The following is a 26821-nucleotide window of genomic DNA, read 5'->3' as shown; positions in this document are numbered from 1 at the left end:
AAGGAAGCAGCCACAACGAGCCCCACTTGGGTCGATGTCCAACCTCTCACCTACCCCCCCCTTTGCAGCAATCCCGTGACCGCCCATCGCAATTGCGCGTCGGTTTCAATGGCGCAGGGGCGCACTTTGCGCAAACGCAACAGCGCCTCAACGGCGTCGTCCCCCGCTTCCACCATCAAGCGCAGCGCCAACATACCAGAGCGCCCACAGCCGCCTTTGCAATGGATCAACACGCGCCCTTTGCCACGCAGCGCTTTCAAAATAGCGTTGCGCGCGTCCGGCCATGCGCGCATGAAGTCCGCGTTAGGTGTGCCGTAGTCCTCAATGGGCAAATGCATCCAACGCGCACCACTTTCGGGAATATCTTTGCCCAACGCCTCGACCCGCGCCTCCGCATGCTCACCACGCGTTGTGGCAGAGACCACAATCGAGGGTTTCCAATCACGTATAAATGCTAGATCCGCAGCATAGGCACCTTGCAAACCGGGCAGTTGCGAAATCGCGAGCGATCCGCCACCAACCCCTAGTGCATGAATGACCAGATCTGTCATAAGTTACAGCCAACGCGCGCTGAATGTGTCGTACTTGTTGATATCGCCAGTCTTGAAGCCCTTGACGAACCAGCTTGTGCGTTGTTTGTTTATGCCAAGGGTAAACTTATGCGGTTGCGGCACACGCCCTGCGCGCTTTTGCAGATGATCGTCGCCAATCATCCGCGCCGCGTTAAGCGCCTCTTCGATTTCGCCGGGTTCCAGCAACCCCTCAAAAGAGCGTGCCCAAACACCGCTAAGGCGATCCGCTTGCAGCTCCAAACGCACTGTCAGCGCGTTCACTGCGGTCTGGCTGGTTTTTTGGCGTGCGCGGTGGACCTGCCCCAAGATCCCCAACTTATTCTGCACATGATGCGCGACTTCATGGACAATCACATAGGCCGCCGCAAAATCACCTTCCGCCCCTAATTGGCGCGACAGAGTCGCAAAAAAAGCGGCGTCGAGATAGGCCTTTTCATCCGCTGGACAGTAGAACGGCCCCGTCGCACCGGAGGCCCCACCACACCAGCTTTGCGTGACATCCGCATAAAGCACCAAGGTTGGCGGCGTGTGATTTTTCCCGACCTGTTGTGGGAAAATCTGCCCCCAAACCTGTTCTGTCGTCGCCAAAATTTGCGAAGAAGATTCTGCTGCACGCTCTTCCTCTGCGGAAACCTGTTGCGTCTCGCTCTGCCGTGGGGCACCGCTTTGCTGCAACAAGGGCGTCACATCGATACCTGCAAAATAGCCAATCGCCAGAACCAAGATTAAACCAACCCCACCAATCGGAGCCGCCTTCCCACCACGTCCACCGCCTTGACGACGGCGATCTTCAATACTGCAACTTCCTCGCCGACCACGCAAACGCATGTAAACTCTCCTAACACTTGCCCTATCCCTACCCTGATTTCGCGCAATCGGCTAGACGGCGCGCGCACCCACGCTTACCCTATGAACAGTTCGAATCCCGAAAGCGCATATGACCAACACGCCTAACACCGCCTACCGCGTCCTCGCGCGCAAATATCGCCCCGAAACCTTTGCCGATCTTGTTGGCCAAAAGGCGATGGTGCGCACGCTCAAGAACGCGTTCGAAGCGGACCGCATCGCGCAGGCATTTGTAATGACGGGTATTCGCGGCACGGGTAAAACCACAACCGCGCGCATTATCGCTAAGGGCATCAATTGCATTGGTCCTGATGGAACTGGTGGTCCGACCACTGAACCCTGTGGTGTCTGCGAAAGCTGCGTGGCGATTATGGAAGGGCGTCATGTAGACGTCATGGAAATGGACGCCGCTTCGCGCACGGGAGTTGGCGATATCCGCGAAATTATCGAATCTGTGCATTACCGTGCGGCTATGGCCCGCTACAAAATCTACATTATCGACGAAGTGCACATGCTCTCGACCTCTGCCTTCAATGCTTTGTTGAAGACTCTGGAAGAACCGCCCGAGCATGTGAAATTCATCTTTGCAACAACCGAGATTCGCAAAGTTCCAGTGACAGTCCTATCCCGTTGCCAACGTTTCGATCTGCGTCGGATTGAACCCGAAGATATGGTCGGCATGTTGCAACGCATCGCTGCTGGCGAGAATGCCGAAATCGCCGAAGATGCATTGGCGCTGATCACCCGTGCCGCCGAAGGGTCCGCACGCGATGCGACGTCCCTCTTGGATCAGGCCATCAGCCACGGCGCAGGCGAAACCACAGTTGAGCAAGTCCGTGCGATGCTGGGTCTCGCAGATCGCGGTCGCGTGCTCGACCTCTATCAAATGATCATGCACGGCAATGCAGCAGCAGCCCTGAAAGAACTTGGCGCGCAATATGCCGCTGGCGCTGACCCTATGGCGGTCTTGCGCGATTTGGCAGAAATCACCCATTGGATCAGCGTCGTCAAAATCACGCCAGATGCGGCGGATGATCCGACTGTCAGCCCAGACGGGCGCGCACGCGGTCTGCGCATGGCCACAGACCTGCCCATGCGCGCGATGACACGGATGTGGCAAATGCTGCTGAAAGCGCTGGACGAGGTCGCAAGCGCCCCGAATTCCATGATGGCTGCGGAAATGGCGATCATTCGCCTCACGCATGTCGCCGAACTCCCCAGCCCAGAGGAATTGATCCGCAAGCTGCAAGATACGCCACCCCCGCCCCCCTCTGGTGGTGGTGGCGGGATGAGCGCAGGCGCAACCTCTGTCGCCAATGCGCAATCCCGTATGACGACGTCAGGCAGCAGCGCAGGCGGTGCCGCAACGGCGCAGCAACTTGATGCGGACGCGCTTGAACGCTTTCCCACCTTCGATCATGTTGTCGAATTAATCCGCGCTAATCGTGATGTGAAGCTGCTGGTTGAAGTCGAGGGCGGTGTGCGCCTTGCCAATTACCAACCGGGTCGCATCGAATTTGAACCCCACCCAAAAGCCCCCTCAGATCTTGCGCAACGCTTGGGGCAAAAGCTGCAACTCTGGACCGGCAATCGCTGGGCCGTGACGCTAGTGAATGAGGGCGGTAAGGAAAGCATCGCCGAAAAACGCAACGCAGCTGACATTGCGCTTAAGGCAGAAGCGGCAGAACACCCCTTGCTCAAGGCCGTGTTCGAGGCCTTCCCCAGCGCCAAAATCATCGACATCAAAACCCCAGAAGAGATCGCGCAAGGGGCAATGGTCGATGCACTCCCAGAGGTGGAAGACGAATGGGACCCCTTCGAGGAGGACTAGCCAGCCGTGTAAACCTTGGAGACAGACGCGTTATTTGGCTATGCCTGCGCAGAATTGCGCCCACAATGGAATGGCAATTAGGCGACGGGCCTCCAAGAAGCCGCAATCCTCGCCGCCTCCCCTTTCAGCATCTCGCTTATAGCCGTTTCCCTCATCGCACTTGGGCAACGCAAATTGTGGCTGACCCTCGCCCTTTGCATGGGATGGCGCGCATGGGCGTTTCACGTTATTTTTGAGGACATCATGAACCGGACGAATTTCACGGCACAAAAGATCAGTTGCATTGGCAGCTCAACCACCTTCCTCACCGTCGTAAGCGCACTTTGCACTGTGATCTTGGCGATAACCCTGATTCACAGGCATAAGACTATAGCCACGGGACCAACATCATGAGCACGACTTGCACCCGAATCAAGCCCGATTGGGACGGCACACCCGTCACGATGCTAGGCGAAACCATAGCACTTGCGACAACCCCCATGACATTGATCTTGCTTGCGGGCACCCTCATCACACTGCGGTCTCGTCACCAATTGGGCACGCTGATCCTTGTGGTGTCCTGGTCCTTTTACGCATCCTTCATGACCTTGCTGGACCCCGGAAACACCTTCGCAAATGCACGTGCCGAGGGCTGTCTTGGCACCCCGACCTTGTTCATCGCGCTCGTCGCTGCAATATGTGTCGGGATGATCTTTTACACCGCACCGAATGAGGCGCGTGAAACATAAACGGAGACTACAAATGTTCAAAGGACTAGGCCAGCTCGGCGATATGGCGGGCATGATGAGAAAAGCCAAAGAAATGCAGGACCAGATGGGCCAATTGCAAGAAGACTTGGCGTCCATGACAGTCACCGGCGAAAGCGGCGCAGGCCTAGTGAAAGCCACGGCGACTGCTAAAGGCGAACTCATCGGCCTCGACATCGACCCCACCATTTTCAATGGCGATGAAAAAGAAATCGTCGAAGACTTGATCCTTGCGGCTATCAAAGAAGCGCAACAAAAAGCGGTGGAAAAATCGGCCAGTGAAATGGGCAAACTCACCGAAGGTCTGGGCTTGCCCGCCGACATGAAACTACCGTTCTAAAACTGTGCAACACACTGCTTCATCTTGCCCTTTAAACTCCCGCTGGAGGCTCCCCTGGCCTGCCAGAAGGACAGGCGAATGAGTAGCACCAAAGACATCGACGTGCTCATCGAAATGATGGCCAAGCTCCCCGGGCTTGGCCCCCGTTCTGCGCGCCGTGCGGTGTTGCATTTGATCCGCAAGCGCGCGCTCTTGCTCACACCCCTTGCTGACAGCTTGCAAACCGTGGCCGCGACCGCACGGGAATGTCTCAATTGCGGCAATGTGGGCACCGCTGATATCTGCGACATTTGCGAAAGCGAAAAACGCGCCAATGGCATTCTGTGCGTCGTTGAAGACGTGTCGGATCTTTGGGCGATGGAACGATCAGGCGTATTCAAAGGCCGTTACCATGTGCTCGGCGGCACGCTCTCTGCGCTCGACGCAATCGGCCCAGAAGAGCTACGCATACCCCGTTTGATTGACCGCGTGACCAGCGAAAGCATCACCGAAGTCATTCTCGCCCTCAACGCCACGATCGACGGTCAAACCACCGCGCACTACATCGCTGACATCCTGGGAAACCGTGCCAAACTAACATCCCTCGCGCAGGGCGTCCCCATTGGCGGCGAGCTGGATTACCTTGACGACGGCACCATCACAGCCGCCATGAACGCACGCAAGCCGATTTGAAGCTTTAGCGCCAAAGGCCATCCGCCAACACAGCCTGAATTTGCAGTAAATTCTTGGAAAGAGGGGGCGCAACTGGACATGGTCCCCAAGTTAACGCCACGCCGGCGTGATCCTTTGTGAAAAAACCCTACGTGAACCCCGTTTGTTTTGTTAGCCGCATTCGCCGTGTCTGCCTGAAAACCCTATGAACCCAGAACGCCAGTCGATGTTGTCATGTCGTGCCAAAGCCCCAAACCAGATGGTTTTCAAGTTGCTGCAGTCAGGACTTTCGTCACAACCGACAAGAAGAAAAATGAAATCAAAGGTGTGCCCTGCCAAATGCGCAGCAGCACATTTTCAAGCAGCTTTCAGTCGCCTGCGTCAGTTAATGTTTCCACCTACGGTCCAGCATCCCGCGCGATTGAGACAAAATATAGCTACAATGGCATCACCGACACCAAAGTCTCCGCGCCTGTTAATATTATTGAGCAAAAAGCAATTTCTTCCGGCGCAAGCGGTGGTCTTTTGAGTGCTTTGGTTATCGCAGCCGTTGTGTCAGGACGTGAGGACATAGCGACGGACGAATTTGGCTATCAGGTTGGCCAATTTGAGTTCAAAGCAGCACAGTAAATTGCAAAATAGGGGGTGCTTCGGTCATGCCGCATTCCTCACCATGATATAAAAAAGCTCGGCGCAGTCACATGCACCGAGCTCAATACTTAGCAAAAGTGCTCAGCTTTATTTGTCGTCACTAGCCTCAGCGTCATCATCATTTTTGATGTTGAAGAAGCTCTCGGCGTCGTGAATGTCGCCGGTCTCTTCCTCAGGCTCAGCAGGCGCATCGCCAAGCGAAAATGTCTCAAGACCTTCAATCGCTGTGGGAATCTTAGGCTCTGCTTCCATGCCCAAGGACTGCTCTGTGCTCACTAGTTTGCGGCGCTCGTCATCGTTCATCACCTTACCATCGGCGGCCTTCTTGGCAGCAGCTTTTTGCACGGCAGCATCCAACTCAGACTGCTTACACAGACCCAAAGCCACAGGATCAATCGGCTGAATGTTGTTGATGTTCCAATGCGTACGCTCACGGATCGCTTGGATCGTAGGTTTTGTCGTACCGACCAGCTTGCCTACCTGTCCATCTGTCAATTCAGGGTGGAACTTCACGAGCCACAAAATGGACGCCGGACGATCCTGACGCTTGGACAAAGGTGTATAGCGCGGACCACGGCGCTTTTCTTCGCCTTGTGCCGCTGCATTAAACTTGAGCTTCAGCCGATGCATCACGTTGTCTTGCGCGGCGTCGATTTCTTCCTGAACCAATTGGTTGTTGGCAATCGGGTCAAACCCCTTCACGCCAGCGGCGACGTCACCGTCTGCGATGCCCTGCACTTCCAGCTCGTGCATACCAACGAAATCAGCGATCTGCTTGAAGCTGATCGTTGTGTTATCCACCAGCCATACGGCGGTCGCTCTTGCCATAATCGGTTTGGCCATGGGAACTCTCCTTCAAACAAATCTCTCTCGTCGCCTGAAATAGGCGGCACCTTTTTGATGGGTGCGGGTTACCATTGTGGGGGAACTTGAGCCGTATATAGTGGCGAATGTGCCAAGAGGGAAGAGGCAATGCGCAAACTGGTTTTAGCACTGATGATGATCGCAGGCTCATTGTGCGCAGATGGCGAAAAGGCGGGCGAGTTTGACTACTACGTGCTCGCGCTGAGCTGGACCCCTACGTAGTGTACTTTGGAAGGGGCCGCGCGAAATTCAGAGCAATACGATGCGTCTAAAGACTTTGGCTAGACCCTGCACGGGTTATTGCCGCAGTTTCATCAAGGATGGCCCAGCTTTTGTCGCACATCAGAGCGTCAACCGTCGCGAAGCATGACAAATGGGATTAGAGATATCATAGAGACCTCGGGTCTCGCGTGGCATCAATAGAAGAAACACGGGACCTGGTCAGGGCTTTCAGCCCGCGACTACTACGCTTTGTCGCGTGAGGTCTACGGTAAGATCAATCGCTGTGCGTTGTTTCGCAAGCTGAAAGACCCCGTGAAAGTGATCGAGGAAGCATGCTTGAAAGAGAACACTCTCCTCCAAACGAACACGCTGACGATCACCTGCAAGCAAGGGCGCATTCAAGAAGCCCGTGTATGTTTGTCCAAGGATTTGGACCCCGTGCCCTGTGGGCGCGACACGATAAAGGATTGTTCCATGACCAACGCCTTGTTTGATCCTGTTCGCTAAAAAGCTCTTTTGCAAAGGTGCTTAGCTACTCTTTTTGCTAAAAAAGAGTTTTAACCCACTTTCAAAACAATCTTACCAATATGGCCACTGCTTTCCATACGCGCATGCGCGCTTGGAGCATCCGCCAAAGCAAACTCACTGTCCATCACAGGCCCTAGACGTCCCGCATCTAGCAAAGGCCAAACTTGTTCACGCAAAGCCGCCGCAATCTGCGCTTTCGCCAAATCGCTCTGTGGGCGCAGAGTGGATCCCGTGATCGTCAAACGCTTCATCATCATAAGCGCGAAATTCAGTTCAATCTTTGGCCCTTGCAGGAACGCAATTTGTACCAGACGACCATCATTCGCGAGCGTCGTCACATTGCGCGGCAGATAGTCTCCACCGACCATATCAAGAACAAGGTCAGCCCCGCCTTCGGCTTTCATGACCTCAACGAAATCTTCATTACGATAATTGATCGCACGCTCTGCGCCAAGCACGAGACAGGCAGCGCATTTCTCATCAGACCCCGCCGTCGTGAACACACGCGCGCCGAACAATTTGCCCAATTGAATAGCCGTCGTGCCAATCCCAGAAGAGCCGCCATGCACCAAGAAACGCTCCCCCGCTTTCAAACCACCGCGTTGAAAAACGTTAGAGAAAACGGTGAAGTAGGTCTCAGGCAAACACGCCGCTTCTTTTAGGCTCATGCCTTTCGGGACAGGCAAACAATGCGCGGCTGGCGTCGCAACAAACTCCGCATATCCCCCACCGGGCAAAAGCGCGCAAACCTGATCGCCAATCGCCCACTGAGTAACACCACTGCCAATCACAACAACCTCACCCGCGGCTTCCAACCCCGGTAAATCGCTGGCCGTGAGAGGCGGCGCGTAAGAGCCTGCACGCTGCAAAGCATCAGGGCGATTCACCCCCGCATAAGCGATTTTGATGACCACTTCCCCATGACGCGCTTCTGGCACCGGCCGCTCACAAAGTTGCAAGACCTCAGGGCCACCGGCCTTCGTAATTTCAACAGCGCGCATGGGCTGATCCTTTCAAGTTATTCAGGTGCGTTCGGACCAACGGCCCGGCAAATCATTTCGCGGCTCAGTACTCGGCGCTTTCAAGAAGCTGAGCGCCCACTTCGGGCCAGCAAGCAAGGGCTTTAAGACGGCTGAGCCGTTCACTTGCGCTTTCACTTTCTCAAAGCGCATTACATCGTCGATTCTACGCTCTAAGAAGGCCCACGTGTCAGCGTGTTCCTCGGACGTATCGCCCAGCCAGAACAAAACTGTCGAAGAATACACAGCGCTCAAAGTAGCGCGTTTCGTATACCAATTGGAGTCGGTAGAGGTATCGCCAAGCGCGTTCCAGATTGCACCGGCTGTGCCCCAGATTAACTTGGCCCCGTCCGCTGCGTGATGGGGTAAAGTAAACAACGTCGTACCACGACGCACCGCCTCTTTGTCGCTCACCGCTTCAAGGCGGAACTGAACCAGCGTTGTCACCTTTTCTGAATAACGCAAAGCACTTACATCTTCGCGTTCGAACCGTGCGAGCATCTCTACGTCGGCACGCAAATGATAGGCAATCGCCAGATCGAGCACTCCGCGCGGGCAAGCGACATGCGCCAATTCAGGCGCAACATCCGCATCCTGAACAGCGGCGTCAAACGTTGCGTCGCTCCAGCCATCAAAGGCCACATGGATCAAAGCGGCGTCCAAAAGTTGCTCTTTCACAGAAGCATAAGTCATAGCGCGTTGCGTCCTTTTCACTGCTTGGCGTCATACTAGACAACATAGCGTCGCTTTGCTATACGGCCATTTCCTGCAAATCCTTGCAACTTCAAACTAGAAAGGTGGTGAAAACCACATGCAGGTTAGTGTTCGTGACAACAATGTCGATCAGGCGCTTCGTGCCCTGAAGAAAAAGCTCCAGCGTGAAGGCGTTTTTCGTGAAATGAAGCTCAAGCAACATTTCGAGAAGCCGTCCGAGAAAAAAGCACGCGAGAAAGCTGAAGCTATCCGTCGCTCCCGTAAATTGGCGCGCAAAAAGCTACAGCGCGAGGGGATGCTCTAAGCACCACTCGATCAGAGCTAGAATGCTTTTGGATTTGAAACCCCCGTTGGCTTACCCAGCGGGGGTTTTGCTTTTCTTTGGAGTGAAGAGCCGCTCATTTTTGATCGAAAAGCGAAATCGCTTTACACATCAAGTTGAAATTAAGATGATCTGCAATGAGTTATTCTTCGTTTTGTTCGAAGGATCAAGACATTGAAAAAATCGATCGCAGTTGCCCTGATCGCCCTTTCTCCTTTCTTGCTAGCAGCCTGTAACAGCGAAACAGAAGATATGGACCCTACGCCACCAGCGGCCGAGGAAACAATCGCTGAAACCGTAGCTGGAGTAACGGCGAGCCAGATCTTGGCGGTCGCGGGTGGTGGTCTTAATGCGGCAGGTGATAGCGGGCCCTTCCCATTGACCATCTCTGGCGGCGATGGGTTCCAGGCCAATCCAGTTGAAGACGCGTCTTTTGCTACTTTAATCAATGGTGTGCGCACGGCTTTGGGTGTCACACCTGTTACGTACAACGCGCAACTCAACGCCGCCGCGCAAGCGCACTCGGACGATATGCTGGCGCAGGATTACTTTTCTCACGCAGGTGAGGATGGTTCAACAATTGGCACACGCGCCACAGCCGCTGGATATAATTGGAAATCTATCAGTGAAAACATTACGCAGGGACAAGAGAACGAAAACCTTGCAATGAACGGGTGGATCAGCTCACCGGGCCATCAACGCAATAACGTGGATCCCGACTTTGACGAGTTCGGCTTGGGCCGCGCTGGCACCGGCTCAGCCACGCGTTGGACACTGATGCTTGGTTCTCAGTAAATTTTGATAACATTTGCGAATGAGAGAAGGCCTGAGCGTTAAGCTTGGGCCTTCTTTTTAAGATGCTAAGAGAGGCGAGGCCTTTTCTTCTGTACCGAGTTAGTGGAAGAGAACGACAGGTCGTTTCCGCACCGCTCGATATTTTCCGCCAAACTTGAAGCCAGCATCTATAAATCGCGTATAGCTGAGCTCTGGACGCACCAACCTTGTTCTGCACACGTCGCGCAACCTCTAGACTGATCGCGTAATCCCGCCATCTACCCGAATGTTCTGCCCTGTAATATAGGCACCGCCCCCAGACGCGAGGAACGCGACGACACTTGCGATCTCATTCAGTGAATTGCCGTAGCGCCCCATTGGGATCATGCTGCGGAACTCTTCTTTTTCTGGAAGGCTGTCGATAAATCCGGGTAACACGTTATTCATCCGGATGTTCTGAGCCGCGTATTTGTCGGCGAACAGCTTGCTGTAAGCGGCAAGGCCTGCGCGCATCACGCCGGAAGTCGGGAAGACTGGATTTGGTTCAAACGCAGCAAAGGTCGAGATGTTGATGATCGCGCCACCGCCTTGTTTTAACATGATCGGCGTCACCAAACGTGTCGGGCGGACAGCGTTGAGGAAATAAACCTCCATGCCTTCATGCCAATCTTCGTCCTTTAGCTCCAACACAGGTGCGCGCGGACCGTGGCCCGCGGAATTCACCAGCACGTCAATGCGCCCCCAATGATCCATTGCGGCATCTACCAGCTTTTGCAGATCTTCTTCGGATTTGTTGGTGCCCGTGATACCGACCCCACCCAATTCCTTGGCCAAGGCTTCGCCCTTGCCAGATGACGACAGGATACCAACCTTGAACCCATCAGCGGCCAATGCGCGCGCACTATCTGCGCCCATGCCGGACCCGCCAGCAGTGATCAGTGCTACTTTTACGTCAGACATCTGTGGTCTCCTCTTAAGTTTTCTTGGTATCGTCGATGATGTTCATCGTAGCGACACCACTATTACCAAGCTCCACACTTGCGAACGGTCCGCCGTGGCACATGTTGCCAGGATCTTGGCTGTCCATCGGCTCGGTCTCGGCCTGAATGGCCTCAGCAAATTTTTCGGCATTGTCAGTGGGACGATACCCGAGAAAGCTCGCCTTGGCATTATCGACCGGCGCACGATCATTGTTCGAAACCCCGTAGACAACCGAGAAACCCGTCACAGGTGTTTCGATGCTGCGCTGCACCAGTTGGATCAGGTCATCGTAGGAGAGCCACGACCCAAGCGCGCGTGCGTTGGTAACTTGGGCGCAAGACAGAATGCGCATATGTACGCTCTCAAGGCCGCGTTTGTCCCAATACATCGACCCCAGATCTTCGGCAAAGCACTTGGCCAAACCGTAGAATGTGTCGGGGCGGTGACGCACGTCGATGCCAATGAACTCATTCTTCGGGTGCATCCCGACCGCATGAATAGAACTACCATAAACGACGCGTTTCAGGCCATGCTGATAGGCAGCTTCCCAGATATTATAGGCGCCCACAAAATTCGGGCCGAGCAGTTTTTCAAACGGTCCCTCATCAGCATATGCGCCCATGTGAACAACCATATCCGCGCCTTCCAGCACGCGCATCATGTCATCATAGCTCGCCAGATCGCCTTTCGCGTAGGTCTCGCCGTCATAAAGCGTACCGATATCATCGACGATATCCGTAGACACAAGCACGTCGCACATCTTCGACAGGGGCTCGCGTAGGTACGATCCGAGACGGCCAGCAGCTCCGGTAAGGACAAGTTTTTTCAGTTTCATGGCTCAGGTCTTTCTTTTGAGTTTGGCTACGGATGTCGCGATACGGTCTATCGCTTGGCCGAGAACATCCATCGAAGCAGCCGTTGAGATACGGAAAAACGGGGACAGCTCATAAGCACTGCCCGGAACGGCAGCGATGCCCGCATCTTTGAGGATATGGGCGGTGATCTCAGAATCATTGGCCAGCACATCACCATCGGTGGTTTGCGCACCGATCAGATCAGCGCATCCGATCAAGCCATAAAAAGCACCCCCCGGCGGATCGAGCGTCAGCCCATCGATCTGCGAAATGCGCTCCACAACCAAATTACGGCGCTCCTCAAAAGCGGCGCAGAAACGGCGCACATCGTCTTGCGGTCCGTTCAGCGCGGCAGCTGCAGCGGCTTGCGCAACTGAACAAGCGCCCGAGCAAATCTGGCTCTGCACTTTGGTCATTGCGGCAATCAACGGCTTTGGCCCCACACCGTAGCCTATGCGCCAACCGGTCATCGCATAGGCCTTGGACACACCGTTCACTGTGAGAGTGCGGTCTTTCAGCGATGGATTGGCCGCGGCAAAAGACAGAAACGTGCGGCCATCAAACAAGATGTGCTCGTAAATCTCGTCCGAGAGGATCAGCACGTCGGGATGTTTCTCTAAAACTGCGCCCAGTTCACGCAAATCTTCATCCGAATACACAGCACCTGCGGGATTTGATGGTAGGTTCAGCATGATCCAGCGGGTCTTGGGGGTGATCGCCGCTTCAAGCTGTGTCGGCCTCAGTTGAAAGCCATTTTCCGCTGGACATTCCAGAGCCACGGCTTGGCCGCCAAGGATCAATACGATGTCCTTGTACTGCCCAAAATAGGGCGCGCACATCAAGACTTCGTCGCCATCTTCCAGCGTCCCCATCATTGCATTGAACAAAACCTGCTTCGCCCCATTCGAGACGATGACGTCGTCGGGTGCGTAACTCAATTTGTTTTCACGAGCCAGCTTATCCACCACCGCTTGGCGCATTGCTAGCGTGCCGTTTGTCGGGGGATACCGCGTTTCACCGCGCAAGGCAGCTCGATGGGCCGCCTCTATGATATGCGCAGGCGTGTCGAAATCTGGCTCGCCGAGGCCAAGGTCAATAACATCTTCGCCGCGTGCCTTGGCCTCTTTTGCGGCTTGGCTGACCCACGCAGACGCGGAAGGTTTGACCAGATCAAGGCGGGACGACGCGAACTTCATTACAAGCCTTCTTTGACGGTGGCGAGCAGATGGTCAGACGCTTTAGCAAGCAAACTCGCGTCCGTTCCACACGCAACGAAGGTGAACCCTTCGTTCAGCAATTCAGTTGCAAATGCAGGATCAAGGACAAGCGTTCCAACTGGAATTCCTTTTGCAATAAGCTTCTGAGCAGCAGGTTTGATCAACGCCCACACCTCCGCGTCCATCGGTTTGCCAAGTTTTCCAATGTCCGCTGCGATATCAGCCGGGCCAAAGAAAATCCCGTGAATACCATCCACATCCGCAATCGCTTCGGCCCGCTCAACAGCGGCGCGTGTTTCAAGCTGCAAAAGGACGGTTGTTTCCTCTTCAATACGCACGACGTAATCCTTCACACGTCCGAATTTGGTGGCCCGTGTACCGCCCGATACACCGCGTACGCCGTGGGGTGGATAGCGGGTTGCCGCGACGGCTTTCTCAGCCTCCTCGACCGATTGGATCATCGGGAACAAAATACCTGGCGCACCCAAATCAAGCAGCCGTTTAACCGCGACTGTATCGTTCCATTCGACCCGTACAATTGCAGTAGTGTCACTGGCGGCAAAAGCCTGCATTTGGCTCAAAACGCTAAAGTAGTCGTTGGGGCTGTGCTCCATATCGATCAGCGCCCAGTCATAGCCCGCATGCGCGGTGACTTCGGCAACGAAATTGCTGCACAGGCTGATCCAAAGGCCAACCTGTTTATCACCAGCACCAAGCGCATGGGTGAAAGGATTTGCAGCAAGTTTCATCAGATGATCGCCTTCTCGATGATTTTGCGACCCGCTGGAATGCGGTCGAAATGAAACTGCGTCATGTCGAGCGTTTTATAAGCTCCATGCACTATGATTTCAGCCGTGCCGCGCCCCATGGCAGGGGATTGCTGTAAGCCATGCCCCGAAAATCCATTGAGAAAGAAGAAGTTCTCGACCTCCAAATGAGGACCCAGAATCGCGTTGTGATCAAAGGTGTTGTAGGCGTAATGCCCTGCCCATTCGGATTGCACTTTGATCGCCTCAAACTGCGGAATGCGAGTGGCAAGGATCGGCCAGACGTGGTTTTCCCAAATGCTGTGATCCATATCGAAGTCATCGTAGTCCGCCGCAGGATCAATGTTTGAATGCCCGCCACATTGATACGTGCCACCTCCATTTTCGCGAACGTGAATGCCTGAAGGATCAATCGTCAGGGGCAGGTCACGGTCTAGCGATTTCTCAGCTGAGAAGATCCAAGAGAAGCGCTTGCGCGGCTCAATTGGCACGGTGATGCCTGCCATTTCAGCGGTGCGGGATGCCCTTGGACCAGACGCATTCAACACTTGACCGCAAGAGATAACCTCGCCCGATTTCAGCGTCACGCTTTCAACGCGCGTACCCGCCGCGTTTTTGGTGATCGCAACGACCTCGTTCTCGATGTATTCGACACCACGTTCACGCGCGGACTTGCGCCACCAATCGAATACGGCGGTCGCGTCCCAAAACCCTTCGTCAACAAGATTGATTGAACCCAAAACGATGTCATCGACATTGTAGAACGGATAGGCAGCTTTGATCTGATCGGGCGTCATCAACTGTGTCGCGGCACCCACAGCGACTTGCACCGCTTGGCTTTCGCGCAGCACTTCTGCAAAGCCGTCGTTATCGGCGAGATACATATAGCCGAAGGAGCGGATCGACAGTTCTGGCACACGGTCGTCATTGCCCATGTAGCGCGGCAGGTTCTTAACGAAGTCTGCGGCAAACTGGCTGATACGTACATTCAACTCGCCTGAAAACTGCTGGCGCATGCATGAATTGGTGTGCATCGTCGAGGTGTTTTCATAGCTTAGATCGCGATCCACAACCAACACTTTACCATCAAAGTCCTTGTCATCTGACAGGAACCAAGCGGCTGATGCCCCCATCATCGCGCCGCCAATAATCACGACGTCATAGGATGTACTTTGTGGTGTTTGGGTCTTCATATCTTGTCCCCTCGTGCAACAGCGGCTTGGACGTCAGCGATATCTGCGGCCGATAATTCGTAGTCCTTCGCAGCTGTTTCGGCCGAAATATAGCCACGCGCCAGATCATGTTTCACCAGCTCTACGGAACGCTCGGATGGATCGCCGTAGCCTGCGCCCCCTGGGAAAGCCATGGCGACGCGGCGACCATGGGCCACGAATTGTTTGCCCTTGCCGTTCATCGCGCTGCCATCGTCTTGAGCAATCGTTGTAGGTGCCCCTGCACTGCCACCACGACGGCCACGTGCAGGGTGATCAACACGGTCGAACATCGCTTGGATGTCGAACTCATGCCCTTCTTGCGCGCCAACTTCCATATATTGACCGAGGCCACCACGAGTCTTTCCCGCGCCACCAGAATCAGGCCGCAACTCCTTGCGCCAGATGATCACGGGGCCAGCGTGTTCCGTCGCTTCAATCGGCATTGTCATCACGCCAGACGGGAAGGCTGTCGCGTTCAATCCGTCATGTTCGGGCCGCGCGCCAGAGCCGCCAGAGTTGAACGTCAGTACTTCATTTCGGCGTGCATTTGCTGGCGCGGGCGCATCCGTGCGGGGACGCAGCGACACTTGGAAATTACACAAACACCCAGCACCTTCGGCAGGCACGAGGTCAGGAACGATCTTGTCGAACGCATTGAATACCGCGTCTGGCACGAAGTGGCCCACGATATGGCGCAGAGCCACAGGGGCGGGGTGCAAGGCATTGACGATTGTATTTTCGGGCGCTGTGATCTCAAACGGTGCCAAAGACGCGGCATTGTTTGGAATTTCCGGCGCGATGGCAACTTTCAAAGCGTAGCAAGCATAGGCCTTGGCGTAAACCAACGGGCAGTTGATGCCCTTCTTGTCGAGGCCAGAGGAACCTGTAAAGTCCGAGACGATTTTGTCGCCCTCTATGCTCACTTTGACCTTCAATGTGATCGGCTTTTCAAAACCGTCCATTGTCATCTCACCCTCAGCCGTTTCCTGTGGCAAAGCGGCGATGCGTTCAATCGTGGCACGGCGCGAGTTTTCAAGAATGAACTCCGCGATGCCATCAAGATGCGCGAGGTCAAACTCCTCCATCATGTCAATCAACCGACGATGGCCAATTTCGTTACAAGTCACCAACGCGTAGATGTCACCGATTAGTTGATCCGGCTCGCGCACGTTGCCGCGAATGATGCGGGTCAGGGTTTCATCAACACTGCCCTTGTCAGCGAACTTCATGATTGGGATATAGAGACCCTCTTCATAAACACTGGCCGCATCTGCACCAAAACCGCGACCGCCAATGTCCACAATATGCGCAGTGCAGGCAAAGAAGCCGACGTGACTGCCCTTGTGGAACGACGGTGTTACCATGGTGATGTCGTGCAGGTGTCCCGTGCCTTCCCATGGATCGTTGGTGATATAAACATCGCCTTCAGAGATATTTTCGCGGCCAATGCGTCGGATGAAATGAGCCACCGCATCCGCCATCGCATTCACGTGGCCTGGCGTGCCAGTGACGGCCTGCGCAAGCATTTGGCCTTGGGTGTCATAGACACCGGCTGACAAATCGCCTGCTTCGCGTACGGAAGTTGAAAACGCTGTGCGAACCAACGCTTGCGCTTGTTCTTCGACCACCGAAATCAGGCGGTTCCACATGACTTGGTACGCAACTTTTGAATGTTGGGTCATTACACTGATCCTTTCACCACTACATCGATACAGCCATCAGGCTGACGGATTGCATCGCGACTGGCAGGCACGATGATGGTGGTTTCATCCTCAACAACCGCGGCCGGCCCCTTGGCACGCTGACCTGCGTCCATATCGAAGCGATTGACGACTTGCGCATCCAGATACTTGGCCGTCGCCGCATCAAACAATGAACGTTGACCCGCAACAGTCGCCACATCAGAGCCGTCTGTTTCATCCATCCGCATGACCTTTTCAAAGGGCGTGGTGGCGTTGACGGACCAAACAGTGATTTCGATATCCATCCCTTCAACCGGACGACCAAAGAGTTTGGAATAATCCTCAATGAAGCGCACTTCAAACGTGACGGCATCGGGGTTCATCGCCTGCTCTTCGGTCAGTTCAATTGGTATTTCCCACCCTTGTCCCGTATATCGCATGTAGACTTTGAACTCTGACAGGATCGGTGAGACTTCGTCGCAGGTGCGCACGAAACCAGTCGCCTCGGTTTTCAAATCTGTAAGCAAGGATTTGATCCGATCACCGTCGAAATCAGACAGCTTCATATAGACGGAGCGGTTCGCCTCAAACGAAAACGGCGCGCGCAAGAAGCCGATGGCAGACCCAACGCCCGCCCCCGGTGGCACCAGCAAGCGGTCCACGCCCAGCTTTTCGCACAAGCGCCCCGCGTGCAGCGGAGCCGCCCCGCCAAAGGCAATCATAGTATATTGAGACAAGTCTTCACCGTTTTCCACAGCATGCACGCGCGCAGCGTTTGCCATGTTTTCATCGACCACTTCGACAACACCAAAAGCGGCTTCAACAGCATCCATATCCAGCGTATCGCCGACTACTGTACTCAGCGCAGATTTAGAGGCACCGGGGTGAAGTCTGATCGAGCCGCCTGCAAAATTTTCCGGGTCCAGCTTGCCCAAAACCAAATCAGCATCCGTCACACCCGGGCGTTCTCCTCCACGGCCATAACACGCGGGTCCTGGTTCGGACCCGGCGCTTTCTGGGCCAACCCTGATCTGACGCATGGCATCAACGTGCGCGAGAGATCCGCCCCCTGCACCAATCTCAACCATGTCGATCACAGGGATCGAAATCGGCATGCCCGAGCCTTTTTTGAAACGATACGTGCGGGCAACTTCAAAGACACGAGAGGTCTTGGGCGTCTGGTTTTTGATCAGACAGATCTTGGCAGTTGTGCCGCCCATATCGAACGAAAGGACTTTGTCCAAGCCGTAACGTGCTGCAATGTGCGCTGCAAACACTGCCCCCCCTGCAGGGCCGGATTCGACCAAACGCACAGGAAAATCCGCAGCGTTTTGAATGGAGATAATGCCACCACCAGAGTGCATCAGGAAGATACGGCACGCGACGCCTTCAGTCTTGAGACGATCCTCAAGGCGACCCAGATACGACGCCATTAGAGGTTTGATATAGGCGTTAGCGACGACGGTGTTGAACCGCTCGTACTCGCGCATCTGGGGGCTGACTTCGGACGAAATTGAGATCGCCACGTCTGGCAGCTTTTCGGCCAAAACATCGCGCACCAATTCTTCGTGGGCTGAGTTCAGGTAGGAGTGGATCAAGCCGACCGCGACGCTCTCAAAGCCCGCTTCTGCGATTTTATCAACAACGGTCTCCACCTCTCCTCGATCGATATCAACCAAGACGTGGCCATTGGCATCCACGCGTCCCGCAACCGTGAAGCGCATCTGACGCGGCAACAGAGGCTCTGGCAGGTTCAAGTTGAGGTCATATTGCTCAAACCGCGACTCGGTCCGCATCTCGATAACATCGCGAAACCCTTCCGTGGTGATCAGGGCCGTCTTCGCCCCGCGCCGCTCGATCAGCGCGTTGGTCGCCAAGGTGGTGCCATGGATGATCTGGTCAATTTTGCTTGGAGCGACATTCGCCTTGGCGCAAACCTGATGCATCCCATCAATGATCGCATTTTCCGGGGCGGCGTAGGTTGTCAGCACTTTGGTAGAGAACAGCACACCGTCTTTCTCCAACACTACGTCAGTAAACGTGCCGCCGATATCGACGCCAAGGCGGATGGATGTCGCTGCCATCTGAAGCTCCTGCAATGAATTACAAATGCAAGTGGCCTGAAACGGTCACAACAATCAAATCAATTAAATCTTTCACCTCGATCAATTTTATCGATCTACTTCTGCTGCATCGCAACTTTGGCAATCTTAGCTGCTTTCTCCACGTAACGCGCTGAACGGGCCGGTGCATAACGGGCATGAAACAGCAATGGATCAGGCAGCCAATCACTCTCTATCTCGTGTAAATTACCAGCTGCAACGTCTGCTGCAACAAGCCGCTCGGGCAAGAGCGCCACACCAAGACCTTCGAGCACCATAGGAAGGCAGGCTGATAAAGCACTCGAATGCACAATTGGCTCTTGGCCCAGTCCGCGTGCCTTAACAACTTCGTGCAGCGCTGCGCAGGCCTGTGTGTGCTTGGCATGAGTAATAACTGTCAGATCAAACAGCTTATCCAAAGCAGGTTTGGCAGCAAGGCGGTGCCTAAGTTCGGTATTGGCGACCCAACAATAGTGCTCTTGGCCCAACCCCTCATTGGTAAAGCTCTTGGTTTTGAAAGGCCCCGTTTGCAGCGCAAGGTCGAGCTGCCCTTCCATCAAGCGTGCATCAATAGCTGTGGAAAGATCGACCTCCAGCTGAATGCGCAGCTTGGGGTAGGCATCTTTCATCAAGCGCAAAAAAGTTTGTAACCATGTACAGGCCACAAGCTCAGTAACGCCAAGCCGTAGTGTTTCTTCGATCAATTCCTGACGTCCGGCTTCCTCGATCAGCGCCTCGCCTGCCCACAGAACCTCACGCGTTTTTTGCAGCAGTTTTTCCCCGTCTGTCGTCAAGCGCAGCGAGCCTGCATCGCGGATCAGCAAGATCACGTTTAGCGCAGTTTCAAGCGCTGTGATACGAGCTGAAATGTTGGGTTGCGTCGTACCAAGGGCTGAGGCTGCAGCCCGAAAGGTTCCTGTATCAACGACAAAGGCAAACGCCTCTAGCTGTTTTAGCGTCACCTTACTCTTTATCATCCTTGCCTCAGCGATAGGTTTCGTTGATCCTAAAGTTACCCTTTCAAACTGTGTGAGCAACCCCGCTGCGCATCAAATGCGCATCAAGTGCTGCCCGCCCTTCATCAAGGTTGGCGCGCCCGAAACCTACGCAAGCGATCCGTTGGCGTTAGTCCCAGATCAGAGGAATAGATCGTGCTGGGAAGGAACAAAACACCGCTTTCCTCAACAAGTAATGCACAAAACGCCTCGACGCCGTCCGCCCCTTTGTAGCGTGGAAAGGCCATGCAAGATCAATCAGGTCGCTGCCATTCAAACAGCTCCGAATGGCGGGCAAAGAACGCATCCCAATTCGGCAGGTTCTCGTCAACGATTGCGCAGTTGCGCGCCAGAATATGGTCTTTGTTACGCAAGGCGATCATCGTCAACCGCTCTGACGAGCCTGAATAGCGGATAAACAGGTAGTGTTTGAGGCGTTCCATCTTCGAGACGATCTCAGCTTCCTGACAGGCAATCCAGCCCAGGCAAGCCGAAAGATTTGGACATCACATTCAGGGATAATCCACGCTCATATATGTCAGGTGAGTCAGCCAAGGACAGGCCAGCACACAAGCTGTGATTAATTACGCTCGTGAAGGTGATGCTGTTGTTGTTTACTCCATAGACAGACTTGCACGGGATCCACAGGACATCATTAGTACCCTGAACATTAAGGGGTATCTATCAGCTTCCTAGCTGAACACCTGACATTCTCAGCTGAGGCAGATGACGCCTTCGCCAAGCTACAGTTACAGATGATGGGGGCGTTTGCTGAGTTTGAACGTAACATCATCAGAAAGCGACAAGCTGAAGGTATTTCTAAAGCGAAGGCTGGAGGCGTATACAAGGGAACAAAGAAGCCTATTGACCGTGAGAAGGTCAGGCAGATGAAGGCTGACGGCTACAGCACTTACAAGATTGCTGAGGAGATGAGCATTAGCCGTATGTCAGTTCATAGGATATTGAATACAGAAGCTATTTGAGGTCGGTGTGCCTACTATCACTATTAAGCGGGCCTTGCCTAAAAATTCTGTATGGCGGCTGCGAGATAAGCTTGAGTCTCAAGGTGCGACTTGATTCGCTGACCAATGTGAGGCAACATATTGTCAATCAACGATCAGGATTATCACCTTGGATGCGTTCGCAGCGTTAATGTATGAATGTTAAAAATTAAATTATATGTTGTCTTGATCAGCGATAAGGCTATTTGTAATAAAAACAGTTAAACAACCTGGGTATGAAATGTCTCAATTAATCCGAAAAAGCATAACCGTGATACTATTCTGTTCGACAGTTGCGTCGCCAGCAGCCGCAAGTGACGATTTCGTAAAAGGTCTAATGGGAGCTATGATCGGAGCGGCTATTGCAAACCAAGGCAACGCAAAAACTACTACAAGATCAACCACAAGTCGTTCGAAAAAGAGAGTTCGCCCTTCAATCTCAAACGCACAGCGTGCTGAAAACAAAAGCATACAAGAATCGCTTAACTACTTTGGCTTTAGTGCTGGTTCCGCAGATGGCGTTTTAGGCCAAAAAACAAGACGAGCGGTGTCGCAGATGCAAGCTTGTCTAAGATATCCAATTACTGGTGCACTAAACTCTTTTGAAAAACAGTTCCTCAAACAGTCTTACTTCAAGGCACAGGCAGGTGGTAATGAGACGCTACGACGCGTCGCCACCATGCCAAATGGCTATTGCGGGATCTTGCAAAGCTATCTAGCGGATTTAGCTAAACCAGCCAGTCCTGCGCCACAAACGGCAGCAATTTCAAACACGACCAATGTGATTGTAGCTCAGCCAGAAAAGCCAAAAAAGATTACGGTAAACAATACACAAGTGACTCAAACCAACGTTGCTAATGTTTACGTGAACTCCGAAAAGGTTCAACGAGAGTTCGACCTGTTAGTAACACAGCTCAAGCTATTAGAACAAATCAGCGCGCACGTCGCTGCAAAAGCGGCAGACGATTCAAGTCGTAAAAAGCTCTCCGCTATCACTGAACGCGTTAAAGAACTCAAAAAATTAATGAAATCCTACGACCAGGACAGTAAAAGAAAGTATGGCGTGCCAATACGTCCTAGTAACGCAAATTTAGGTGTAACCGCAGCCAAAGCCTCGGAAGTTTTTCCCCGGGTACCCTATTACGTCCCAGGAACAGAAGAAATTGGCGAGATGTGGATTAAGCCATATGTCTCAGATTTGGGAGAACTACTTTATGATGTAAATTTTGTTGACCAGACTTCTGTGTTTGACAAAATCAGAGAAACGATTGTGCTCAATGAAGACGAAATTAGCAAAGCTTCAAAAGCTTTAGTAAAAGTCAATAAGTGGAGCGACAAAGCTCTAGCTAAGAACATGCGCCGCCGCTTTGAAAAGTCAGCAGCATGCTTTCCAGAAGCGATGTGTGGCAAGCGGGAGGCTGGCAATAGTTCCACAGAAATTGTATTCATGCTCTACGAAGACGGCTCTACTTCGACGAAAATCCAGCAAAACAAGGGAAAGTTTCAGAGCGGATATAACGTCTCTGTTGAGAGTGGCCTACTATTGTCAGCATACGCTGATTATATGATGGACCTTGGCTCGAAAGAGTTCATAGCCGCTACCCTGACTGACGAAGAACTCGATGCTGAATTTGAATAGCTAAAAAATAGGTGGCGAGGAGTGACAGCCCCTCGCCTGTAATTTCTTTTGACCTAAGCCATAGCCATGACAGCTCACGTAGTCCAGTATGGCTAGAGACGTCACTAAGCAATTAAGACGGACAACACCCTTCACCCAGTCAAAGCCCAAAAGCAGAGCAGCCCTAAATGTTAGTCACCACTGAACACTGTTGTAGTTTACGGGCTGGTTTGTTTTCTTGTTTATCCGGAATAATATTGAGTTATGGTACTCATGGGCGACATCAGAGAATGAGTTACTCCTCTTTTTAGGCTCTTAGTTTTCTTCACTGAACTTTCTGAACTCTAGAAGGAAGGCGTTAAGCGATTCTTCCGCTTCCTAATAATAGCTTACGGCGGAAACTTGAGCCTCGTGATCATCAAAAGCGTTTAGTGTAGAACCTATCCCTCTGAGGTCTTCTCCCCAATATCATCTTCCAAAGTGAAGCGTTTATCGTGGCCAAAAAGGTCTTCTATTATCCACGAGGTCTCACCCTCATGGGCGATATCTACTACCTTATTAAACACAATACTTAGTGGATGTTTAGCAAGGTTTGCCCTGTCTAGCTCACGCCAGATTTCCGCTTCTCTTTCGGTCAGGCCTGCATATGTATCCCGGTCATTAGGGGTCCCTAAGCTTTTATAGATTTATTTGCGGTTGCTTAAGAACGGCCTTAACGCTTCAGGGATCGTTACACAGGCATAAAAACTCTTCCTTACTGCTCTTCTAACCACAATAGCAAGTGGGTAGCTCAACTAATACACCTCGTCATACACCCCACAATAGACCTAATCCGAGCCCATACAGGCTTTCAAATCAAGTAGGTAGGGATATTGTGAAAGGCTGGCGTAAGTGGTGGAGCCTAGGAGGATCGAACTCCTGACCTCCTGCATGCCATGCAGGCGCTCTCCCAGCTGAGCTAAGGCCCCTAATTAGACGACGCACATCTAATGCAGCGTCTTCTAGGCAAGGAATGCATCGGGATCAAGTTGAAATCACAAAAGGATCGCACTTGGCCCCGATGCCAGAACAGCGTTTAGCTGTCGTCGTCTTCCGATGCTACATCCGCGATTTCATCTAGTGAAACCGTGTCATCATCATCATCTTCCAGCACATCATCGCCAAGGTCCAGATCGACGTCTTCGTCGTCGTCGAGCACCACATCGTCTGTGTCCTCGGCCTCTGCATCTTTGGCTTTTTTTGTGGCTGCATCTTCAGCATCAGCTGCGATCATTCGGCTCTTGCCGTTCTCCATCTCAATCGTCTCACCTGTGTAGGGGCTGACGATTGGGTCTTTGTTCAGATCGTAAAATCGCTTACCCGTGGTCGGGCACAGGCGCTTGACGCCCCATTCTTCCTTGGGCATGAAAAATCCTCACGAATAATTTGGTCTTTCGACGGTCATCGGCAACTGCCACACCCTAGGAAGAGTGTCAAAGGCTTTGCAGCGTTTTAGCTAAGAGGAGTGCATATGAGGCAGCATATTTTAGACGGCACTCCTCCCGTGCCGCTTATTTTGCGAAAATCCGCCCGTGCGAAGCGGATTTCGTTAAGGATTTCGCAACTCGACGGGCGGGTCACGCTCACATTGCCCCGTGGTGTGAGCGAGGCCAAGGGAATCGCTTTCGCGCGCGAAAAAGCCGACTGGCTACGCGGACATCTCGACAAACGCGGTGTAGATCAGTTGATCACGCTTGGGGGGTCCCTGCCCATTGAAGGCGTTGAGCGTCAGATTATCGAAGGCCAAGGACGGCGTGTTGCATTGCACGAGGGTTCGCTGTCCGTGCCAGGTAAGCCGGAGCAGGTCGGTACACGCTTGCAGGCCTTCCTCAAACAAATGGCAAGGGATCGTTTGGCGGGGGCATCAGATAACTACGCAGATATGCTTGGCCTGCCCTACACACGCCTTACGTTACGCGATACGCGCTCTCGCTGGGGGTCGTGCACCAGCGATGGTGCTTTGATGTATTCGTGGCGCTTGATCCTGTGCCCACCAGAGGTGTTGAATTACGTCGCCGCGCATGAGGTGTCGCATTTGGCCGAAATGAACCACTCCAGCGCGTTCTGGAATACTGTGGCGCAGATACATGGCCCATACAGCGAACCACGCGCATGGCTGCGCAAAAATGGGAGTGCGCTGCATAGTTATAAGTTTTGAAATTCAGGGGGGTGGGGAAAAGCTGACTTCCGGGTCTTTGCGTGTAAGTAACCTATTAGGGTCAGGACTCATAACTAGAATATGACTGTTGCTGCGAGAGCGATTGCTGACAGGAAGGCCTTTGGACAGCGGTCATAACGGGTTAAGACACGCAGCCAGTCTTTGAGCCAGCCGAACATCCTTTCGATGCGGTTGCGGCGTTTGTATCGTCGCTTGTCATAATTGACGGTCTTCTTGAGTGATTATCGTCCCAGAGTGCTGGGCTGTGTGCCCTTATCTAAAAAGATTTCGCCGAACCAATCGGCATCATACCCTCGATCAGCGAGAAACCATTCGGCTTTTGGCCGGCCGTTCATCAAGGCCGCTGTGCCAGTATAATCGCTCACTTGGGCTGCAGTTATAAAAACCTCGTATAGTATACCAAAACTGGTGACCCCATAAAAGGCGACCGAGCCATAATTCCCGCTGAAACCACTACGAATAAACGGAATTTCACCAACTATGCCAAAGGCATCTCGTCCAAGAAGATCGCAGATGCCTTGTATGGTGAAGGTATCCTTGGCCCGTTTGGAAGAGGTTGGAGCGCGTCCACACTTCATGGTAACCGCGAGCGCGGCACCTGCATCGTTAACAACAAGCTCTACATCGGTCTCACGATCTGGAATAGACGGAACCATGCAAAACCCCGACACCGACCAACGCAAGTTACGCCTCAACCCAGAACCGGAATGGGTCGTCACAGATATCCCCACACTTCGTATCGTTGGCCAGACTCTCTGGGGCACAGTAAAAATCCGAAAAGGCGCTCTCATAACCAAAGACACCAACACCAATATTTGAGACCAACGGCGCACGTGTACTTTGTTTTCGGGTTTGCTTACCTGTAGGTGCTACGGGGGTAGATCTTCGAAAGTTCCTCAACCTTAATCTGGCTGCTCAACAGCACGCGATAGGTGCAAAACGCTCTGCAAAAACCGTCTCACAATTTCACAATCAGATTTGCAAGCTCGTATGTTAAGGGCACTGCAGAACAAACTGATGGACCAAGACCTGCTCTAAGTGTTCTACGAAGAATACGCCAAGGAACGTGATCGCCTGAACGCACACACCGAACAAGGACGCTGCGTCCAAGAAAAAAGAGCTCGCTACTGACAGTCGCGACCACACCAAACTTGTAGAACCAATCATCACCGGCATTCCAGCAGACTAAATCAAAGACAAAATGTAGGCCCTTACTAAGCGGTGTGAGACGCTCTAGAAAGATCTTTCACGCAGGCCTGCGCCAGATCCTTATCCCCATCCGCCTAAATATGGCCACGACCTAACAAGAGCGGGTCCAGGGCTTGATTTCAGACCTCAGCAAGTCAGGGGGAATTCAAGAGGCTCAGTAAGCCTTGAGGGGCCTCATTAATCGCATTGTACTGCACTCACCCACAGACAGACAGACAGACAGACAGACAGACAGACACAGATAAATTAGAAATTGATCTGGAATGTGCTCTTTCGTGTCTGCTGGGGATTGCGTTGGGCTCCAACCGCAAAAAAGAACAAAGACAAAAATCAAATTTTTGACAATAGATGCTTAGCTATTACGATCCGCACACACATACCGCAATCACTTTCAACGAGAAGGTTGAGGATGCTAACGGTTAAGTTACAATATTCAGGTCGATGATATGAGCGCAGAGGCCATCAAGGTTCTTAAATCCAAATGAATGCAATACAGGACATAAGTGACCACTACCAACGTGCTTTACACACGATGGGCGACAGTGGTGTTCACTGGGTAGATGTGCTGTTCAAAATGTGTGTGGTTGCGTTAGTTGACCTTGCCCAGCTTTTGGGCATCAGCTACGAAGCAATCAATATATGGATTTTTGTTATTATCTGGCCTGCACTGACTGTGTTCGGCGCTCTTTGGATAATAGTTTTAAAATTCAAACTGCGTAGGCTGAACCGGTAAAGCTATTTTATTGGCACACTATTGGTAACATCCAGTAAAACAGGAAGTCACGCGGTTCCCCAGAGGGGGGAATACTATAATAATATCATAGGGGTTATTGGTTGCGGGAGTAGGATTTGAACCTACGACCTTCAGGTTATGAGCCTGACG

28 protein-coding genes, 1 tRNA gene and 2 pseudogenes are annotated in these 26821 nt (G+C 53.0%); 13 read left to right on the top strand and 18 right to left on the bottom strand.

Annotated elements, in window-relative coordinates:
* Positions 1-50 precede the first annotated feature (50 nt).
* Entirely contained in the window at positions 51-551 is a 501-nt protein-coding gene (locus QZ280_RS16145; protein WP_293446237.1) for a dual specificity protein phosphatase family protein, read from the bottom strand.
* Positions 552-554: 3 nt separating this feature from the next.
* Positions 555-1400 carry a neutral zinc metallopeptidase gene (locus QZ280_RS16140; RefSeq protein WP_293446234.1) on the bottom strand — a complete coding sequence of 282 codons (846 nt, stop codon included), beginning with the start codon at positions 1398-1400 and terminating at the stop codon, positions 555-557.
* A 109-nt stretch (positions 1401-1509) separates the two neighbouring features.
* On the opposite strand from QZ280_RS16140, the gene QZ280_RS16135 reads away from it, so the two are divergent.
* The 5 genes from QZ280_RS16135 (at position 1510) to QZ280_RS16115 (ending at position 5616) form a co-directional block, all read left to right on the top strand.
* A complete protein-coding gene (locus tag QZ280_RS16135; protein WP_293446231.1) occupies positions 1510-3249 on the top strand; it encodes a DNA polymerase III subunit gamma/tau in 1740 nt (579 codons plus the stop codon).
* 389 nt (positions 3250-3638) lie between these two features.
* On the top strand, positions 3639-3977 hold the full coding sequence (locus QZ280_RS16130; RefSeq protein ID WP_293446228.1) for a hypothetical protein: 339 nt from the start codon (positions 3639-3641) through the stop codon (positions 3975-3977).
* A gap of 13 nt (positions 3978-3990) precedes the next feature.
* Positions 3991-4335 (top strand): YbaB/EbfC family nucleoid-associated protein, encoded by a 345-nt coding sequence (locus tag QZ280_RS16125; RefSeq protein ID WP_293446225.1) that lies wholly within the window; start codon positions 3991-3993, stop codon positions 4333-4335.
* Between the two features lie 78 nt (positions 4336-4413).
* A complete protein-coding gene (recR, locus tag QZ280_RS16120; RefSeq protein WP_293446223.1) occupies positions 4414-5007 on the top strand; it encodes a recombination mediator RecR in 594 nt (197 codons plus the stop codon).
* 318 nt (positions 5008-5325) lie between these two features.
* On the top strand, positions 5326-5616 hold the full coding sequence (locus QZ280_RS16115; RefSeq protein WP_293446221.1) for a hypothetical protein: 291 nt from the start codon (positions 5326-5328) through the stop codon (positions 5614-5616).
* A 108-nt stretch (positions 5617-5724) separates the two neighbouring features.
* Here the strand turns inward: QZ280_RS16115 and QZ280_RS16110 are convergent, their stop codons facing one another.
* A complete protein-coding gene (locus QZ280_RS16110; protein WP_293446219.1) occupies positions 5725-6480 on the bottom strand; it encodes a DUF1013 domain-containing protein in 756 nt (251 codons plus the stop codon).
* Positions 6481-6609: 129 nt separating this feature from the next.
* Here QZ280_RS16110 and QZ280_RS16105 point away from each other — a divergent pair.
* Positions 6610-7230: pseudogene (locus tag QZ280_RS16105) on the top strand (ribonuclease T).
* A 50-nt stretch (positions 7231-7280) separates the two neighbouring features.
* Here the strand turns inward: QZ280_RS16105 and QZ280_RS16100 are convergent.
* Together QZ280_RS16100 and QZ280_RS16095 are read right to left on the bottom strand one after the other, a co-directional pair.
* On the bottom strand, positions 7281-8252 hold the full coding sequence (locus QZ280_RS16100) for an NAD(P)H-quinone oxidoreductase (protein WP_293446217.1): 972 nt from the start codon (positions 8250-8252) through the stop codon (positions 7281-7283).
* 21 nt (positions 8253-8273) lie between these two features.
* Entirely contained in the window at positions 8274-8963 is a 690-nt protein-coding gene (locus QZ280_RS16095; RefSeq protein ID WP_293446215.1) for a COQ9 family protein, read from the bottom strand.
* A 118-nt stretch (positions 8964-9081) separates the two neighbouring features.
* Between QZ280_RS16095 and rpsU the strand changes: the two genes are divergently transcribed.
* Together rpsU and QZ280_RS16085 are read left to right on the top strand one after the other, a co-directional pair.
* The gene (gene rpsU / locus QZ280_RS16090; RefSeq protein WP_009830066.1) at positions 9082-9288 is read left to right on the top strand and encodes a 30S ribosomal protein S21; all 207 of its coding nucleotides are present in this window, start codon (positions 9082-9084) and stop codon (positions 9286-9288) included.
* A 192-nt stretch (positions 9289-9480) separates the two neighbouring features.
* Positions 9481-10101, top strand: a complete 621-nt coding sequence (locus tag QZ280_RS16085; RefSeq protein WP_293446209.1) for a CAP domain-containing protein — start codon at positions 9481-9483, stop codon at positions 10099-10101.
* A 231-nt stretch (positions 10102-10332) separates the two neighbouring features.
* Here QZ280_RS16085 and QZ280_RS16080 read toward each other — a convergent pair whose 3' ends face one another.
* The 10 genes from QZ280_RS16080 to QZ280_RS16035 all read right to left on the bottom strand — a co-directional run bounded on the left by QZ280_RS16080 (position 10333) and on the right by QZ280_RS16035 (position 20335).
* Entirely contained in the window at positions 10333-11040 is a 708-nt protein-coding gene (locus QZ280_RS16080) for an SDR family oxidoreductase (protein ID WP_293446207.1), read from the bottom strand.
* 13 nt (positions 11041-11053) lie between these two features.
* A complete protein-coding gene (locus QZ280_RS16075; protein ID WP_293446242.1) occupies positions 11054-11890 on the bottom strand; it encodes an NAD(P)-dependent oxidoreductase in 837 nt (278 codons plus the stop codon).
* A 9-nt stretch (positions 11891-11899) separates the two neighbouring features.
* Entirely contained in the window at positions 11900-13111 is a 1212-nt protein-coding gene (locus QZ280_RS16070; RefSeq protein ID WP_293446205.1) for a pyridoxal phosphate-dependent aminotransferase, read from the bottom strand.
* On the bottom strand, positions 13111-13881 hold the full coding sequence (locus QZ280_RS16065; RefSeq protein WP_293446203.1) for an HpcH/HpaI aldolase/citrate lyase family protein: 771 nt from the start codon (positions 13879-13881) through the stop codon (positions 13111-13113). Before QZ280_RS16065 ends, QZ280_RS16070 begins: the two co-directional genes overlap by 1 nt.
* Positions 13881-15092, bottom strand: a complete 1212-nt coding sequence (locus QZ280_RS16060) for an FAD-binding oxidoreductase (RefSeq protein WP_293446201.1) — start codon at positions 15090-15092, stop codon at positions 13881-13883. Before QZ280_RS16060 ends, QZ280_RS16065 begins: the two co-directional genes overlap by 1 nt.
* Complete coding sequence (locus QZ280_RS16055) at positions 15089-16795, bottom strand: hydantoinase B/oxoprolinase family protein (RefSeq protein ID WP_293446199.1); 1707 nt, start codon at positions 16793-16795, stop codon at positions 15089-15091. The genes QZ280_RS16060 and QZ280_RS16055 overlap by 4 nt, the downstream gene beginning before the upstream one ends.
* Positions 16795-18879, bottom strand: coding sequence for a hydantoinase/oxoprolinase family protein (locus QZ280_RS16050; protein ID WP_293446196.1), 2085 nt, complete (start codon positions 18877-18879; stop codon positions 16795-16797). The genes QZ280_RS16055 and QZ280_RS16050 overlap by 1 nt, the downstream gene beginning before the upstream one ends.
* Positions 18880-18974: 95 nt before the next feature.
* Entirely contained in the window at positions 18975-19859 is an 885-nt protein-coding gene (locus QZ280_RS16045; protein ID WP_293446193.1) for a LysR family transcriptional regulator, read from the bottom strand.
* Positions 19860-19978: 119 nt separating this feature from the next.
* The gene (locus tag QZ280_RS16040; protein WP_293446190.1) at positions 19979-20140 is read right to left on the bottom strand and encodes a hypothetical protein; all 162 of its coding nucleotides are present in this window, start codon (positions 20138-20140) and stop codon (positions 19979-19981) included.
* A gap of 6 nt (positions 20141-20146) precedes the next feature.
* Positions 20147-20335 (bottom strand): hypothetical protein, encoded by a 189-nt coding sequence (locus QZ280_RS16035; RefSeq protein ID WP_293446187.1) that lies wholly within the window; start codon positions 20333-20335, stop codon positions 20147-20149.
* A gap of 133 nt (positions 20336-20468) precedes the next feature.
* Here QZ280_RS16035 and QZ280_RS16030 point away from each other — a divergent pair, with 133 nt between their 5' ends.
* The 3 genes from QZ280_RS16030 to QZ280_RS16020 all read left to right on the top strand — a co-directional run bounded on the left by QZ280_RS16030 (position 20469) and on the right by QZ280_RS16020 (position 22532).
* A complete protein-coding gene (locus QZ280_RS16030) occupies positions 20469-20588 on the top strand; it encodes a recombinase family protein (protein ID WP_293446185.1) in 120 nt (39 codons plus the stop codon).
* The gene (locus QZ280_RS16025) at positions 20576-20875 is read left to right on the top strand and encodes a recombinase family protein (protein WP_365734905.1); all 300 of its coding nucleotides are present in this window, start codon (positions 20576-20578) and stop codon (positions 20873-20875) included. The genes QZ280_RS16030 and QZ280_RS16025 overlap by 13 nt, the downstream gene beginning before the upstream one ends.
* A 364-nt stretch (positions 20876-21239) precedes the next feature.
* The gene (locus QZ280_RS16020; protein ID WP_293446182.1) at positions 21240-22532 is read left to right on the top strand and encodes a peptidoglycan-binding domain-containing protein; all 1293 of its coding nucleotides are present in this window, start codon (positions 21240-21242) and stop codon (positions 22530-22532) included.
* 871 nt (positions 22533-23403) lie between these two features.
* On the opposite strand, the gene QZ280_RS16015 is transcribed toward QZ280_RS16020, so the two are convergent.
* Together QZ280_RS16015 and QZ280_RS16010 are read right to left on the bottom strand one after the other, a co-directional pair.
* A tRNA-Ala gene (locus QZ280_RS16015) sits at positions 23404-23479 on the bottom strand.
* Positions 23480-23586: 107 nt separating this feature from the next.
* Complete coding sequence (locus QZ280_RS16010; protein WP_293446179.1) at positions 23587-23916, bottom strand: TIGR02300 family protein; 330 nt, start codon at positions 23914-23916, stop codon at positions 23587-23589.
* A 105-nt stretch (positions 23917-24021) separates the two neighbouring features.
* On the opposite strand from QZ280_RS16010, the gene QZ280_RS16005 reads away from it, so the two are divergent.
* Positions 24022-24708 carry a SprT family zinc-dependent metalloprotease gene (locus tag QZ280_RS16005; protein ID WP_293446177.1) on the top strand — a complete coding sequence of 229 codons (687 nt, stop codon included), beginning with the start codon at positions 24022-24024 and terminating at the stop codon, positions 24706-24708.
* Between the two features lie 74 nt (positions 24709-24782).
* On the opposite strand, the pseudogene QZ280_RS16000 reads toward QZ280_RS16005, so the two are convergent.
* Positions 24783-25112, bottom strand: a pseudogene (locus QZ280_RS16000) (transposase); the annotation flags it as partial.
* A 33-nt stretch (positions 25113-25145) separates the two neighbouring features.
* On the opposite strand from QZ280_RS16000, the gene QZ280_RS16555 reads away from it, so the two are divergent.
* Positions 25146-25595 carry a recombinase family protein gene (locus QZ280_RS16555; protein ID WP_365734903.1) on the top strand — a complete coding sequence of 150 codons (450 nt, stop codon included), beginning with the start codon at positions 25146-25148 and terminating at the stop codon, positions 25593-25595.
* The last annotated feature ends 1226 nt before the right edge of the window (positions 25596-26821 follow it).

This window comes from Planktotalea sp. (genome assembly GCF_018607995.1).
Lineage (GTDB): Bacteria > Pseudomonadota > Alphaproteobacteria > Rhodobacterales > Rhodobacteraceae > Planktotalea.
This window is presented reverse-complemented; position numbering and strand designations above follow the sequence as displayed.

Excerpts from the sequence above, each read along its gene's own strand:
- QZ280_RS16145 (WP_293446237.1), bottom strand. The coding sequence starts at position 551 with ATGACAGATCTGGTCATTCATGCACTAGGGGTTGGTGGCGGATCGCTC.
- QZ280_RS16140 (WP_293446234.1), bottom strand. The coding sequence starts at position 1,400 with ATGCGTTTGCGTGGTCGGCGAGGAAGTTGCAGTATTGAAGATCGCCGT.
- QZ280_RS16135 (WP_293446231.1), top strand. The coding sequence starts at position 1,510 with ATGACCAACACGCCTAACACCGCCTACCGCGTCCTCGCGCGCAAATAT.
- QZ280_RS16130 (WP_293446228.1), top strand. The coding sequence starts at position 3,639 with ATGAGCACGACTTGCACCCGAATCAAGCCCGATTGGGACGGCACACCC.
- QZ280_RS16125 (WP_293446225.1), top strand. The coding sequence starts at position 3,991 with ATGTTCAAAGGACTAGGCCAGCTCGGCGATATGGCGGGCATGATGAGA.
- recR (WP_293446223.1), top strand. The coding sequence starts at position 4,414 with ATGAGTAGCACCAAAGACATCGACGTGCTCATCGAAATGATGGCCAAG.
- QZ280_RS16115 (WP_293446221.1), top strand. The coding sequence starts at position 5,326 with ATGCGCAGCAGCACATTTTCAAGCAGCTTTCAGTCGCCTGCGTCAGTT.
- QZ280_RS16110 (WP_293446219.1), bottom strand. The coding sequence starts at position 6,480 with ATGGCCAAACCGATTATGGCAAGAGCGACCGCCGTATGGCTGGTGGAT.
- QZ280_RS16100 (WP_293446217.1), bottom strand. The coding sequence starts at position 8,252 with ATGCGCGCTGTTGAAATTACGAAGGCCGGTGGCCCTGAGGTCTTGCAA.
- QZ280_RS16095 (WP_293446215.1), bottom strand. The coding sequence starts at position 8,963 with ATGACTTATGCTTCTGTGAAAGAGCAACTTTTGGACGCCGCTTTGATC.
- rpsU (WP_009830066.1), top strand. The coding sequence starts at position 9,082 with ATGCAGGTTAGTGTTCGTGACAACAATGTCGATCAGGCGCTTCGTGCC.
- QZ280_RS16080 (WP_293446207.1), bottom strand. The coding sequence starts at position 11,040 with ATGTCTGACGTAAAAGTAGCACTGATCACTGCTGGCGGGTCCGGCATG.
- QZ280_RS16070 (WP_293446205.1), bottom strand. The coding sequence starts at position 13,111 with ATGAAGTTCGCGTCGTCCCGCCTTGATCTGGTCAAACCTTCCGCGTCT.
- QZ280_RS16065 (WP_293446203.1), bottom strand. The coding sequence starts at position 13,881 with ATGAAACTTGCTGCAAATCCTTTCACCCATGCGCTTGGTGCTGGTGAT.
- QZ280_RS16060 (WP_293446201.1), bottom strand. The coding sequence starts at position 15,092 with ATGAAGACCCAAACACCACAAAGTACATCCTATGACGTCGTGATTATT.
- QZ280_RS16055 (WP_293446199.1), bottom strand. The coding sequence starts at position 16,795 with ATGACCCAACATTCAAAAGTTGCGTACCAAGTCATGTGGAACCGCCTG.
- QZ280_RS16050 (WP_293446196.1), bottom strand. The coding sequence starts at position 18,879 with ATGGCAGCGACATCCATCCGCCTTGGCGTCGATATCGGCGGCACGTTT.
- QZ280_RS16040 (WP_293446190.1), bottom strand. The coding sequence starts at position 20,140 with ATGGCCTTTCCACGCTACAAAGGGGCGGACGGCGTCGAGGCGTTTTGT.
- QZ280_RS16035 (WP_293446187.1), bottom strand. The coding sequence starts at position 20,335 with ATGGAACGCCTCAAACACTACCTGTTTATCCGCTATTCAGGCTCGTCA.
- QZ280_RS16020 (WP_293446182.1), top strand. The coding sequence starts at position 21,240 with ATGATCGGAGCGGCTATTGCAAACCAAGGCAACGCAAAAACTACTACA.
- QZ280_RS16010 (WP_293446179.1), bottom strand. The coding sequence starts at position 23,916 with ATGCCCAAGGAAGAATGGGGCGTCAAGCGCCTGTGCCCGACCACGGGT.
- QZ280_RS16005 (WP_293446177.1), top strand. The coding sequence starts at position 24,022 with ATGAGGCAGCATATTTTAGACGGCACTCCTCCCGTGCCGCTTATTTTG.